13 protein-coding genes are annotated in these 12,816 nt (G+C 46.8%); 9 read left to right on the top strand and 4 right to left on the bottom strand.

The window, feature by feature from the left end:
* Positions 1 to 65: 65 nt before the first annotated feature.
* On the bottom strand, positions 66 to 326 hold the full coding sequence (locus tag QUA23_RS13305; protein ID WP_333076422.1) for a sulfiredoxin: 261 nt from the start codon (positions 324 to 326) through the stop codon (positions 66 to 68).
* Positions 327 to 670: 344 nt separating this feature from the next.
* Between QUA23_RS13305 and QUA23_RS13300 the strand changes: the two genes are divergently transcribed.
* Positions 671 to 1,153, top strand: coding sequence for a type I restriction enzyme HsdR N-terminal domain-containing protein (locus QUA23_RS13300; RefSeq protein WP_333076421.1), 483 nt, complete (start codon positions 671 to 673; stop codon positions 1,151 to 1,153).
* Here the strand turns inward: QUA23_RS13300 and QUA23_RS13295 are convergent.
* Both QUA23_RS13295 and QUA23_RS13290 read right to left on the bottom strand, forming a co-directional pair.
* The gene (locus QUA23_RS13295) at positions 1,144 to 2,136 is read right to left on the bottom strand and encodes a restriction endonuclease (RefSeq protein ID WP_333076449.1); all 993 of its coding nucleotides are present in this window, start codon (positions 2,134 to 2,136) and stop codon (positions 1,144 to 1,146) included. The two genes, QUA23_RS13300 and QUA23_RS13295, sit on opposite strands and share 10 nt — an antisense overlap.
* A 133-nt stretch (positions 2,137 to 2,269) precedes the next feature.
* Positions 2,270 to 2,929 (bottom strand): DUF1345 domain-containing protein, encoded by a 660-nt coding sequence (locus tag QUA23_RS13290; RefSeq protein ID WP_333076420.1) that lies wholly within the window; start codon positions 2,927 to 2,929, stop codon positions 2,270 to 2,272.
* A 217-nt stretch (positions 2,930 to 3,146) separates the two neighbouring features.
* Here QUA23_RS13290 and QUA23_RS13285 point away from each other — a divergent pair, with 217 nt between their 5' ends.
* Both QUA23_RS13285 and QUA23_RS13280 read left to right on the top strand, forming a co-directional pair.
* Positions 3,147 to 3,401: a hypothetical protein gene (locus tag QUA23_RS13285; RefSeq protein WP_333076419.1), complete on the top strand. Its 255-nt coding sequence runs from the start codon at positions 3,147 to 3,149 to the stop codon at positions 3,399 to 3,401.
* Between the two features lie 82 nt (positions 3,402 to 3,483).
* Positions 3,484 to 4,554: an Hpt domain-containing protein gene (locus tag QUA23_RS13280; protein WP_333076418.1), complete on the top strand. Its 1,071-nt coding sequence runs from the start codon at positions 3,484 to 3,486 to the stop codon at positions 4,552 to 4,554.
* Here the strand turns inward: QUA23_RS13280 and QUA23_RS13275 are convergent.
* A complete protein-coding gene (locus tag QUA23_RS13275; protein ID WP_333069419.1) occupies positions 4,538 to 4,663 on the bottom strand; it encodes a hypothetical protein in 126 nt (41 codons plus the stop codon). The genes QUA23_RS13280 and QUA23_RS13275 overlap by 17 nt on opposite strands.
* Positions 4,664 to 4,783: 120 nt before the next feature.
* Here QUA23_RS13275 and QUA23_RS13270 point away from each other — a divergent pair, with 120 nt between their 5' ends.
* From QUA23_RS13270 to QUA23_RS13245, 6 genes are all read left to right on the top strand, one after another.
* Entirely contained in the window at positions 4,784 to 5,248 is a 465-nt protein-coding gene (locus tag QUA23_RS13270) for a Fur family transcriptional regulator (RefSeq protein ID WP_333069417.1), read from the top strand.
* A gap of 152 nt (positions 5,249 to 5,400) precedes the next feature.
* Entirely contained in the window at positions 5,401 to 5,526 is a 126-nt protein-coding gene (locus QUA23_RS13265) for a hypothetical protein (RefSeq protein WP_333076417.1), read from the top strand.
* Positions 5,527 to 5,982: 456 nt separating this feature from the next.
* On the top strand, positions 5,983 to 8,199 hold the full coding sequence (locus QUA23_RS13260) for a hypothetical protein (RefSeq protein ID WP_333076416.1): 2,217 nt from the start codon (positions 5,983 to 5,985) through the stop codon (positions 8,197 to 8,199).
* A gap of 47 nt (positions 8,200 to 8,246) precedes the next feature.
* Positions 8,247 to 10,241, top strand: a complete 1,995-nt coding sequence (locus QUA23_RS13255; protein WP_333076415.1) for a DUF3685 domain-containing protein — start codon at positions 8,247 to 8,249, stop codon at positions 10,239 to 10,241.
* Positions 10,242 to 10,402: 161 nt separating this feature from the next.
* A complete protein-coding gene (locus QUA23_RS13250) occupies positions 10,403 to 10,888 on the top strand; it encodes a CRR6 family NdhI maturation factor (protein WP_333076414.1) in 486 nt (161 codons plus the stop codon).
* Positions 10,889 to 11,191: 303 nt separating this feature from the next.
* Complete coding sequence (locus QUA23_RS13245) at positions 11,192 to 12,724, top strand: NAD(P)/FAD-dependent oxidoreductase (protein WP_333076413.1); 1,533 nt, start codon at positions 11,192 to 11,194, stop codon at positions 12,722 to 12,724.
* The last annotated feature ends 92 nt before the right edge of the window (positions 12,725 to 12,816 follow it).

The following is a 12,816-nucleotide window of genomic DNA, read 5'->3' as shown; positions in this document are numbered from 1 at the left end:
ATCGAACTTCTTAGAAAGCTTTGGGCGATCGAATGTTTGCCTGTCGTGAATTTCTATTGAGAGGCTCAGGCTAAGTGCATCTGCAACACGGCACGGGGAGCTCGGCGTACATTACAGCGGATAGTTTCTAAACCGAGACGCTGGCAAGCTTCGTACCGGTGGCAGCCGGAAAATCCGTAATACTGACCATCTACTTCTAGCACGTCGATGGGTTCGTTTAAACCTACCTCGCGGATGGATTCCATGAGGGCGGCTACTTTGGTTTGGTCGTTGACTCGCGGCAGGGGGCGGCGAATCTGGTTGAGGGGTATTTCTTCGATCCTCATGGCGTGGGTCTTTTTTGCTTCTTGTTAAATCATACTCGTAATGACTTCGTTTTAGCAACAAAAATGTCAGGAAATTTTGAGATTGGCAGAACGGGGGCGTGCGATCGCCCGTTTGCTGTAGTGTTTCTGTAGTGTGGGGGATGGAGGGCTAGAGGCTGTGGGTGAAGAAATCAGCATTAAAATTGCTGTCCCATCAACATCAACTTAGTAGATCAATTGATTGTCCGTGTCTTGACGTTTAAATGACCTAATTTGAATGCCCTCAAGTTATAATTTTGTTACGCAAAGCTTAGGCTAGTCGTTGATTTACTGCATCGCCAATAAATTTGCTGCGATATAATGCCATGATAAAAACATCCCAACCAGATATTGTTGTGACAAGCCAAGATGGGGAATATCTGATGATCGTTGAGGTAAAGCCCAAAGACATCAGTATCAACGCTCAACTTATTGCACAGCTTAAAAACAATATGGCATCTATTGGTTGTTCAGTTGGACTTGTCGTAACTGGAGAGCGCGTAATTCTGCTCCGCGACTCCTTAGAAAAGTATAATGGTGAGTCAATTGATGTAGTTGGTGAAGCGAAACTTCCAGATTATTTGCTACCACCGGCAGATGAGCAATGGAAAGGACAACATGGTGTTGAGTTTGAATCACGAGTTCAGCGATGGCTTGAGAAACTGAAACTGACTGCTAGTATGGACAACCTCCCAAATGATTTAAGAAACCTACTTGGCGAACCAATAATTAGCCTTCTCCGAATTGGCGAAGTGAGGGCTGCTGGCCCTAGATGGAGTAAGGTTGCAAACAGAAAAACTTACTGTTGATTTAATTTATCGACAATTAGATTACCAGAATTTAGTACCATCGGAACTATCTCTTTCAATTTCCTCAATTTCATGTAATGTCTTTTCTTGCTATTGAGAAGTGCTATTTCATCTGCCTCTGTGAAATATTTCTCAGTCCAGGCTGGTAGAGGGATAGTGTCTAATCTGAGAATCCCGTTTTCGTACTTAGGTTTTGATTCAAAGGTTTGAGCTTTTGATTTCAGCGCAAGTAAATCTTTGCAGTTCTCCTCGATACTGTCTAAGTGCTTATAAAAATTATGAATATGCCGCATCAATTCATCGCCACTCTGACTTAGAAGTATTCGACACGATATATCTTTCCATACACCACGATTTTGGCTGAGGCATGATTGCCACTTGTTAGATAAATAACCTTCCTCGTTGTGAGCGATAATTTCCTGAAGCAACTCGCAGTCTCGCTGTATCTCTAAACTAAGAAGATATCGAATTGATGCAACTTTCTGTCCCTCTTCTTTTTGCGGGTTTGCAAAGATATGCTCCCATACGCCATAATGCTTAGTGAGCAAATCATAATTATCTGGGTGTGCTAAGTAGCTACAGAGATCCTCCCAAAAAACTACATGAACAGTAAACTTATTTTGTAAGTGACGTTTATTATTTAGATTCCGAATATCATCTTGAATTTTTATGTTTCTTGATACTGTAGTTGCAATCAAATACTCGCTAATTTTAGAGGAAAATGACTCGGCTTTTTTAACCTCGGCTGCGATTGTTTCTACATTGAGCTTATTGTCCCCATAGCATTTACATTGAACGGCAACATAATTATTAGAGCTATTTTGTTGACCGTATATGTCAATACCCTTCTGAGCTTGTCCAGTTCTACCGTACCTTTTAGCATTGGGATCTTTCCATTTTCGTGTGTAAATATCCCACACAATATCTTCAAACTCATCCCAAGACTTAGGTTTAGGCAGATCGCTTGTCGAAGGTGTAGGCATAGCCAATTATGAGTATTTTAAGTGAGGATATAACTATAGTAATACAAGTGTCCTACTGATGGATATAAAATACTTCAAAAAAAATAGGAAGTACGATCCTACCGATAACCTCAACATATGGAACTGAATCCTATCAACTCAATCCAGCAATAATATTGACACTCATAGCCAGAATAGCGGTGTTAAAAAAGAACGACAGCACGCTGTGAAAAAGCACGAGATACCTCGTGGAACGAGAAGTTATCTGCACGTCTGCAACTTGGCAAGTCATGCCAATACCAAAGGAGAAATATAAAAAATCTTTGTAATCTGGTTCCTCGTCGCCCGGAAAATCCAAACCCCCCGCCTGTAAGTAACTGCCGTGCTGCTTGCTGCGGTTTTTGTAGTAGCTGCGAGCATAGTGCATCGTGAAGATAGTGTGTACCTGCATCCAAGACCCAACAATTGTTAGGACAGAAAGCCCCAAGTGCAGAAATAGCAAATTCGGTGACAGACCTTTGGTATCGCGCAGCAGGAAGAAAATGGCTAACAAACTAGCAAAAGCGGCTGCCACGATCGTACTTAAGATTGTTAAGCGGCCAGCATCCAACTGCTGAGCGTGGTGGCGCATCATTTCGGGAGTGCCTTGCAGCATCAGCATCCAAGTTAAAATCAGGAAACTGACCGCGCCCGCGTTCCAGATGCACAGCGTCCGAGTCAGGGGGAGATAGTCAGGTGGCAGCAACACAGCAACTGCCATAGCAAAGAGAAAAGACACAAACACGCGGTGCCGGACGCTCCAGACCCAGTGCATTTTAGATTGGGAAACATTTTTCACAATAATCTACTGTAATTTAGGCACAGTCTGGGTTAGAAAATCTCAACTACTGCCATCTTCGCAGGAACTCCCAAAAAATAGGTATGAATTGGTAACACGCAGCACAGGCAGGATTTTTCATGCCTTTCGATAGATCGATCGACCTCAACCTTCTAGGTAGAGTGGGAGAAAAGATAAATTGTGGCTTGAAATTATGGCATCCTCCCAACCCCTCAAAGGCATTGAATTGATCGACTGCGCCAAAGCTAACGCTCAACAAGGAATCGCCACAGCCGCGAAGCTTTGTGGCTACGGAGGCGACCTCAACACCTTCGAGCGGGAACTGAAACAGGCTTGCCAAGACATCGGCGTCGAAGTCAAGGAGTTAAGCGACTTGATTACGGCTCAGCAGATGATGAAACAAGGAATGGGTATTGAAGTCGCTCCAGATACTCCCTCAGAACTCTAGGCTCAATCTCCACCGCACCAGTTTTAGAGCTAAGATTGCCCCGACACCAGTATTTTGAGTCTGCTAGCTGAGGCAGGCTAGAATGTTTTGCATGGGAGCTTCCGACTCTGGGCAGGAGTCGTGTTTTCTCCCGCGAAGAGGGTGCTTTCTGGAGGGTGCTGAGATTGTTAGGAGGACTGTCGTGTCAGATCAGCAAGACCGAATTATGCGTTTGTTTATAGAGGAGGCTAAGGAGCACCTCGATACTCTAGAAAATGGTTTAGTGGATTTAAAGTCCACTATGAAAGACCCCGAAAGCGTCCAAGAGATGTTTCGAGCCGCCCATTCCGTGAAAGGAGGGGCGGCTATGCTTGGCTTAGATAGTATTAAAACAACCGCTCACCGCTTGGAAGATTGTTTTAAGGTGCTCAAGGACGGGCCCGTCAAGCAGGTTGACCAAACGGCAGAATCCCTATTTTTAAAGGGAGTTGATACGCTTAAGGACTTGCTGGGGCGACTGGAGGGGCCTTTCGGCTTGAGGAATGAAGAGGGAGAAAAACTCGTGCAGCAGGTGATGCCTGTTTTTGCTCAACTGGAAACTCATCTCGATAAATTGGCGTCGGGCAAAGTGCAAGCTGCTGCTGGGTCTGGTACGCCCGCCGCTCCAACAGCGGGCGCTGTGCCGGCGAATTTTGCTGTTGAAGTGATGAGTTTACTCAAAGAAATGTTGCAGGTGTTCAAGCAGAAAGAATCGGCTGCTAGTCGCTCTGAGTTGACGGCTGTGTGCGTTCGCCTCTATAAGTTGGGAGGTAAAATAGAGACTTGGCAAAATTTAGTAAAAACCGCTAGAGCAGCGATCGTTAATCCCAAAAACTCTTATAAAGTCTTAGCTCCGCTGATTATCAAAGAACTCAAGGAAGCTGGCGATTTAGTACAAGTGGGGAAAGTCAAGACGATCGTTCCGAGTAAAAATTTGCTACTTTTGGCAGCAAGCCCAAAACCAGCAGAGGCAAGCGCCCCAGCAGCCGCAGCAGCCCCAGTAGCCGCGTCGAAGCAAGTCGCACTTCCAGCCGAACCGAAGGCGGTAGTCAAGCTTTTGCTCAAAACTTTCAACAAAAAGCAACTCTCGGAAATCGCCAAGTTACTGGTTAACGCCATCAAATCCTCGAACTAGGAGGTGTTGCAGTAGAAGATAGAGTCAAAGCAATATTTGTGAGGCGGATAATTTTCTGGTGGGTGCTGACAGCCGCTCGTTGAGCAGCAACTCGAAAAAATTCACTCATTCGAAATTTTTGACCTCTACCTTCTACTGTTGGGCAAGCCTGCGTTAGAATTAGTGGATATGTAGGCGTGCAATATTGTACCAGAATTAAAAATCGAGCAGGCTTTATAAGGCGGTAGCTGTGAAACCAATTCGTTCATTAGAAGATGCTTTAAACCGCTGTCAGGCGATGGGAATGCGCTTGAGCCGCCAGCGTCGATTTATTCTAGAACTTTTGTGGGAGGCAAAAGAACACCTCTCCGCTCGCGAAATTTACGATCGCCTCAACCAAAAAGCGCATTCGATCGGTCATACTTCGGTTTATCAAAATCTAGAAGCTTTGTCGAGAGAAGGGATTATTGAGTGCATAGAACGCTCGGAGGGACGCTTGTACGGCAATGTCAGCGACTCTCACTCTCACGTCAATTGTATTGATACGGCTCAGATTCTGGACGTTCATGTGGAATTGCCGCTCGACTTAATCGAGCAAATCCAACAGCAAACTGGTGTCAGAATTGTAGACTACCGGATAGATTTCTACGGGTATCGATCGGCAGAGTCCGCCACCCAGGCATCGAGTGTCAGCGATACGCCAAAGGCTTCGTAACGGATAAAGTCGCGGCTGTTGGAAGCAAAACCGAGCTTTGTGCGGGGCCGGTCGGTCGTATAAAATGATTTAAGTATTTTGCTGGGTGCGATCGTTTTTTTTGCCGTCGCCAGCCGGAATTCGGCACAATAGAAAAAAAGGAAAACAAAAAAATGAAACTCGATCGGCAAGTTTGGCGATCGGGAATAAAATTTACGATTAAACCGAAAAAATTAGTTCTAGTCGCTACACCTCAAAGTGTAGAGCAAATCCGGCTTTACTGCCCCTTTATTTTTTAATCCGCTTGGAGTGGAGGATAGTTTGTGTAGGATTGGTTTCAACCGCTGAGTCTGATAAAGGGATTTCTGATCCGGATTTAATATTAGACCTTAGTTTAATCCCTCCCCTACTTCATCTGCAGAGTGAAATCTAAAATCTAAAATCTAAAATCTAAAATCTAAAATTGATGGACTGACGGGGCTTTACACTGTTTTTTCTGCTAAACAGCCCCCGGATCTGTCAATAACTGTGTGATAACTGGTATGATTTACGTGCTTCGAGAGCCTAAAATACTCGGAAGCAACCAGTGGGGCTGGACACGAACCTCACTATAAAACGCCGTAGAGGGAAAGATGACCAGTACCTTGAAGGAAGTTCTCGATCTCCTTAACAGGAGTCAGAAGCCGACATCATAATCTATAGATTTGATGTGGGAGTGTCGCATTCTAGTGCGCATTACAGGACAGGCTGAAGTAATGGCGAGACGACAATCTGACCAATTCCACACACCACCGCAATACAACCCATCCCCTAAACCGACGGCACAGTTCAGTGCAGAGGTGACAGGTGATGCGAGTTCCTCAGTAACGGCGCTGCCGACCGAGGGAAAAAGAACTTTTTGGCAGTGGCAGCTTATCTGGCTGAGTCTCCTGGTGGGATTTGGAGTAACCGGTGCCGCTGCATTTCTGTGGTTGCTGACGATGCCGCCACCGCCGAATTGCCAGCAACTGTCGCCGCTGGCGGCGGACGGAGAGCGACTTTACTGCGCTCAGCAAGCGGCTAAGTCGGGCAAGCTAGAACAGCTAGAATCGGCAATGGCGCTGGTGCAGGCTTGGCCGAAAGAACATCCGCTATACTCGCAGGGTCAACATTTGATAGGGGAATGGTCGAAAGCCATTCTAGGATTTGCCAGAGCAAAAATAGAGAGGGGCGATTTGAAGGGTGCTCTGGAGATTGTGGCGAAAATTCCGAAAACCAGTCCGTCTTACCCAGAGGTACAGGAGGCGGTTACTGCTTGGGAAAAAAATTGGCAGGAGGGCCAAAAACTCTACGATACAGCCCTAGCAGCTTTGAAAAGTGAGGATTTAAGGAAAGCCTGGGATTATGCTCAAGCTCTATTTAAGCTGGAAAATATTTTCTGGAGTCAGAAGCGTTACAACGAGCTGATCCAGCAGATTTCTTTGGAAAGAAACGGCTGGCAGCGCTTGCAAGAGGCTAGAGATTTGGCGAAGGACGGAACTCCGCAAAAGTTCGCTGAGGCGATCGTCCTGGCTCGTAAAATAGACTCGCAGCTTTTTGCCCGCGCTAAAGCTGAGAAGGAAATTGAGGGCTGGAGTCGGACTTTGCTGGCAATGGCTACTAAGCAGTTAGGGGCGAAAGACCTGCCGGGAGCGATCGAGGCTGCTTCAGTGGTGCCGCAGGATTCGCCGCTGTTTGCGGAAGCTCAAGATTTGATGCAGTTGGGTAGGGCTCAGGCAGTGACATGGAACCAGTCGATATCAACTCCGCTGCCGCAACACATTTTTAGCTTGCTGGAAGGGCAGGGGGCTGCTAGCCAAATTGCTCCGGGTCGCCCTCTTTACAAGCAAGCTCAAGTTCAAATTGAAAATTTGCAGGTGCAGTTTCAAGATTTGCTGCGTCTGCAAGTGGCGAGCTCGATCGCTAGTTTCGGTCAGATAGGGACGTTTGCACTCGCGATCGAGCAAGCGCAAACCATCGGACTTAAGCAGCCACGGCGGGTTCACGCTCAAACTTTGGTGGCTACTTGGCGCCGGGAAATTCAGCGGATCGAAGACCAATCTTTTCTGACTCTGGCGAAGCAGTTGGCAGAACCGCAAACGGTTGAAGGACTCAAGGGCGGCATGGCTCAGCTACTCCTGATCGCTCAAAACCGCCCCCGCAGGATAGAGGCGCAAACTCTCTTGGCTCAGTGGACGAAACGCATAGAAGTTATTCAAGATCAGCCTTTTTTGGATGAAGCGATCGCCCTGGCGAAGCAAGGAAAACTTAGCGCTGCTATTGAAAAAGCTTCGGCAATTAAGAGCGGTAGGACTTTGTATGCGAAAGCTCAGGATAATGTCTATCAGTGGGTGAGCGAACTGCAAGTTGCTCAAGACAGACCGATTCTCGATCGAGCTGCGGAATTGGCATCTCAAGGCAGTCTAGGAGCGGCGATCGAGACGGCTTCCCAAATCGGTTACGGTAGGGCCCTGTATTCAGAGGCTGCAGGTGCGATCGGGCGCTGGAGTGCTGAACTTAGAGCCAACAGTGCACCGCCGCCGGAACCCGCTCGCGATTACGCGCCGGCTCCGCAACAGGAGTACGCGCCGGCTCCGCAACAGGAGGAGTACGCGCCTCCTCCCCGACAAGAGGAATACGCACCTCCTCCCGAGCAGGCTCCAGCTCCCGAGCCTTACTATCCCCCCGCGAGCCAAGAGGCCCCGGCTCCCGAACCGGAACCTTACAATCCCCCCGCAAGGGAACCGGAACCTTACTATCCGCCCGCAAGGGAACCGGAACCGGAACCTTACAATCCCCCCGCGAGAGAGCCGGAACCTTACTATCCGCCCGCGAGAGAAGAGGCTCCGGCTCCGGCTCCGGAACCTGCTCCTCCGGCTCCGGCTCCGGAACCCGCGCCGCCCTCGATTCCTGAATCGGCTGGGCCTCCTGATGCTAATTTGATCCCCGAGTAATTGGGTTTTCGCGCGATCGAGCTCTAAAATCTCCAATCTAAAATCAAGTGAGTAATTTCCAAGTGCTGACGATCGATGGCGACCCCATTTTCCGGCTGGGGCTGCGAGTCGCTTGCGAGCAGTATCCAGACTTGCAAGTTGTCGCAGAGGTTTCAACGGAAACCGAGGCTTTGCGGGTTCTAGAAGCTCGCTCGATCGCCTCTGGAGCAGCCAAGAATCCCGCTGATTTGGTAATTTTGGCTGTTGAGACCCTAAATTTGCGATCGGGTCAAACAGAGGCGGTGGCATTTTGTCGCGAACTCAAAAGTTTGTACCCCAACCTGCCCCTCTTGCTGCTAGGCGGGCCGCTGACAGCGGGGCTGTTGGCGGAGTTACAGGCGACAGGCGCGAATGGTTATTGTCCTAAAGGTAGAGATATTTCTCTGACAATCGAAGCTATTCGCGCTGTGGCATCTGGTCACACTTATTGGGCGACGGATGCGGCAGCTAACTCGGAAATAGAACTAAATGCAGCGGTGGTTCAAACAGTAGAAAAGTCCGCAGCAATTGCAGATAAAAATGCAGATAATTCGGCAGTTGATACGCCAGTACACCAAAAAATGCTGGCTTATTTTTGTCTTTCTGGACTACGGGAAATAGATGCAACTTTGGCGGTTGTCCAAGCTGATTTGCAAGAGATCAGAGCCGCAGCTCCGACAGATTTGCCCTCTATTTTAGATGGGGTTGTACTCAGCGGGCGCCGCAGAGAATTGCTCGCAGCTCGTTGGATTGTCAGTCAGTTATTATTTAAAGGAACACGGGAGAAGGCAGAAGGCCCTTCGACTTCGCTCAGGGTAAAAATCAGGAAGAAGGCAGAAGGAATAGGGGAGAGGGGAGAAGGCAGAAGGCAGAGGGGAGAAGGCAGAGGGGAGAAAGAAGAAATTAGAGGCGAGAATTTGTTAAAAAATTCTCAATTGCAATTAGCGAATTCCCAAGTTTCGGCTGAATATTTGGTGGTTGCAACTAATTGGCAAGGTAGCTTGTTTGACTCGGTGGCAGCTAAATTGCAGTTGGATTTGGTGAATTTGACTGGCTTGCCTTTGGAAATCGATATTTTGCGATCGCCCAAAAAGCGTGAATTGATGAGTTCCATCCTGCGGAAGTTAAAGGATTTGCTGGAAGAATTGCGCTTTTCGCAAGTGCAGCAAACTCAATTGTCGCAAAAAATGCCTGCTATTTTACGGAATTTGTGGGAGGCGACAATCATAGATTTTTTTGGCAGATACTATACACTGCAAACGGAAGAAAACCTGGTTTTTGAGGGCAATCAAGCAAGCTTAAAACTGGGAGAAAGCCAAGGGGGAAGCGCTGCTTATCTCTTGGCAGGCAGCGGCGTAGAAGTTGTACCGATGCTGCTGGCAGATGCTGATGTAGTTGCAGCAGAAATCCTTGACAAAATACCGATGACTGTTGATTTTTTTGCACATTTGCTATTTGAAGTTCCTCTAACAGTTGACAATATTTCTTGTGTTGCTGGCAGCCCGCAAGCGATGCAGCGAGCTGAAGCTTTGTTGGAAAATTTGGCAATTCAAGTGGCTAGCGGAGTGGTACAGCCTCTGCTAAATAATTTGGCAAATCTGGAAGAAATTAAGCAAATTTTTTACGATGGTAAGTTGATTTCGACGCGAGAAATTGAGCGGTTTCGGAATGATTTGTCGTGGAGATATAGCTGGGATAGATATTTTGTGGAACCGAAAGCTATTTTTGAAAGCAGGTTTTGGCTGTTTGTTTTGGGCGATTCTGGAATTAAGAAAATTTATATTTATGCTCCTAGAAATCAGGAGTTAGCACAGCTTTCTGGGTGGCAGTTAGCCTTGACTTTGCTGCTGGAAACCAGGGATGCGATCGCACCTAGAGTTCGCGCGGTTATTTCTCTGTTGGGTGCTGGCGTTGTTTACGTTTTGACTCAGGTTATAGGGCGGGGAATTGGTTTGATCGGGCGGGGAATTATCCAAGGGATTGGTAATTCTTTGCAAGATAGCAAGTTTGGAAAAAATGGGTAATATAGTCATTAGTCATTAGTTGGTAGTCATGAGTTAGCTAAAATATTTATAGCTGGTGGTATGATAAATAAATGGTATACAGTTGACCAAAAGCAATTGGGTACTGGGATCCCGGATTCATCTGTGGAATTAATCTAAAATTTAAAATGGGTTGACTTTTTATGAGTATTATGATAGCGATAGATGCCGATCGCATAAACAGTTTAGATTTGTCTCCGGTGCGGACTGTGATTGAAAAGTGGCTGGCCGAAGGAGCGATCGCCCAAAATGAACAACAGCTACAATTTGAAATTGAGTATCCGCGCGAAGAGTTAGATCCGCGAGAAATTTCAGAAATTCCCGAAGTGCGGCTGTGGTTTATTCGCTTGGATGCTTGTTACCCTTGGCTGCCATTTTTGCTGGATTGGAAAGCGGGAGAATTGGCGCGCTATGCCGCGATGTTGGTGCCGCACCAGTTTCACCGCACCCAAGGTATTCAGTACAATCCTGAAGCTTTGGAAATGTTTTTGATGAGCAAAATTTTTGTGTTGACTGATTGGTTGAATCAGCAGGGAATCCCCAGTAAATCGAAGTTGATGGCCATGTCGCAGATGTTTGGTTATGATTTGGATGATGCTTTTTTTGATGTGATTGTGCCGCACAAATAAGCGATTGGACTCTAATTAACATACTCCTAATTAGGTAGGCTACTCTATACCTTAAGACTAAGAACAAAGGTATAAACCCGATTTCTTCCCTTATGGGGCGGGCTTTCCAGTCCGCCTCCGCAGCTATAAGTTCTATCCACAACAGCTTAATTAAGCTTAACAGCAGCCGTACTCAGACTTTAAGACAATCCTTAAACCAGCGCGCCTCAAAAAATTGTTGCTGGACTTCAGAATTTTCTCAGAATTGATAGTTAGTTTAAATAGACAACGATCGCCCCATTCAATCGATCGAGGAAATTTACCATGAAAACAGATTACCTCATCGTCGGCAGTGGTTTATCAGCACTGGTTTTCGGAGCTTTGATGGCAAACTCCGGCAAAACCGTACACATCCTCGAAGCTCACGAGCATCCCGGAGGCTTTGGTCACACCTTTACGATGGCCAACAAATACACCTTTAATGCCCAATTCCACTACGTTTGGGACTGCGGCGAAGGACATACAGTCAATCGAGTTCTCAAAAAACTCGGTCTCGATCGAGATGTCACTTTTGAACGGTACGATCCCAATGGCTACGACCACATGAGGATGCCTGGGTATGCGCTCGATATTCCCTCGGAACCAGAGGAACTGATCCGGCGATTGTCAGCGCTGTTTCCCGAAGCGGGCGAGAGAATTCGCCAATTCGTCAACGAAGTCGAGAAAACCGGCGAAGGACTCAGAAAACTCGCTCCTCCCGTCAAACCAATTGAATTGCTCAAAAATTTCGGTGACGTATTCTGTGCCGTCCAACACCTCAACAGTACACTTCAAGACGTTTTCGACAAGTTCCAACTCCCGCAAGCCACCCAAACCTTATTAGCCTTGCAATGGCCGGACTTTTTGCTGCCTCCAAATCAGCTTTCTTTCTATGCTTGGATTGCCTTGTTTAGAGGCTATCAAGAAGGTGCATTTTACCCGACGCAGCATTTTGAAGATGTCATCAATTCTTTAGTTAATGTCATTGAATCCAACGGTGGGAAAGTTCGATTAAACCATGAAGTCACGAATTTTAGGGTGAAAGATAGAACAGTGACGGGAGTTGAAGCGATGGATTTGACCACGCATCAAACCCATGAATTTACGGGCGACACGGTGATTTGCAACCTTGACCCGAAAAGAGCGGCCAAGATGATTGGAGAGGAACTGTTCTCTAAAAAAGTGCGGCGGAAACTCAACTATGAGTATTCTGCATCTAACTACATGGTGTACTGCGTTGTCAAAGATATCGATCTCCGAGACTATGGATTTGGCAAGTGGAATACGTTTCATACGGAACACTTGGATCTAAATGAAGCGTTTGCTCAAATGTATGACCACAATGATTTTTCTCGTCCGAGCTTTGCAATTACAACGCCAACTTTACTGACCCAAGCGCGGCGGGATTGTCCAGAAGATTGTCAAATTGTCGAATTTCTGACTGTTGCTAATTACAGCTATTTTAAACAGCTTTGGGAGAGCGATCGCAAAGCTTACAGACAGAAGAAACAAGAAATTCTGGACTCGATTTTAGATGTTGTGGAAAAACACTATGTTCCGAATTTCCGCAAACACATGGTGTTTCATATTACCGGAAGTCCGACGACTAACGAGCGCTTCTGTTGGTGTCCTAACGGTAATTCCTACGGTTCCAGCCTGACGCCGCGCAACATGGGGGTCGATCGACTAAATCATGAAACATCCCTCAACAATTTCTATTTCTGCAACGCCTCATCGGGCTATCCAGGCTTTGCGCCGACATTTTGGACGGGGGCGCTGCTTTATCAACGTTTATCCGGCGATGCGATTTTAGGCTAAGGAAAATTAGCAATTGGTTATTTTCCTGTTTCTCTCGTTCCTTGGCAAAGCCAAGGAATAAATTTCACTCTTGCTCTGCCTGCTCTTAAAAA

The organism is Microcoleus sp. Pol1C5 (assembly GCF_036701115.1).
In the GTDB taxonomy this organism is placed as follows: Bacteria; Cyanobacteriota; Cyanobacteriia; order Cyanobacteriales; family Microcoleaceae; genus Microcoleus.
The sequence above is the reverse complement of the archived record's forward strand: the minus strand, read 5'-3'. Positions and strand labels throughout refer to the sequence as shown.

Coding starts and splice junctions, on each gene's coding strand:
- QUA23_RS13305 (WP_333076422.1), bottom strand. CDS start 326: ATGAGGATCGAAGAAATACCCCTCAACCAGATTCGCCGCCCCCTGCCG.
- QUA23_RS13300 (WP_333076421.1), top strand. CDS start 671: ATGATAAAAACATCCCAACCAGATATTGTTGTGACAAGCCAAGATGGG.
- QUA23_RS13250 (WP_333076414.1), top strand. CDS start 10,403: ATGAGTATTATGATAGCGATAGATGCCGATCGCATAAACAGTTTAGAT.
- QUA23_RS13260 (WP_333076416.1), top strand. CDS start 5,983: ATGGCGAGACGACAATCTGACCAATTCCACACACCACCGCAATACAAC.
- QUA23_RS13280 (WP_333076418.1), top strand. CDS start 3,484: ATGTTTTGCATGGGAGCTTCCGACTCTGGGCAGGAGTCGTGTTTTCTC.
- QUA23_RS13265 (WP_333076417.1), top strand. CDS start 5,401: ATGAAACTCGATCGGCAAGTTTGGCGATCGGGAATAAAATTTACGATT.
- QUA23_RS13285 (WP_333076419.1), top strand. CDS start 3,147: ATGGCATCCTCCCAACCCCTCAAAGGCATTGAATTGATCGACTGCGCC.
- QUA23_RS13245 (WP_333076413.1), top strand. CDS start 11,192: ATGAAAACAGATTACCTCATCGTCGGCAGTGGTTTATCAGCACTGGTT.
- QUA23_RS13275 (WP_333069419.1), bottom strand. CDS start 4,663: ATGAGTGAATTTTTTCGAGTTGCTGCTCAACGAGCGGCTGTCAGCACC.
- QUA23_RS13295 (WP_333076449.1), bottom strand. CDS start 2,136: ATGCCTACACCTTCGACAAGCGATCTGCCTAAACCTAAGTCTTGGGAT.
- QUA23_RS13290 (WP_333076420.1), bottom strand. CDS start 2,929: ATGCACTGGGTCTGGAGCGTCCGGCACCGCGTGTTTGTGTCTTTTCTC.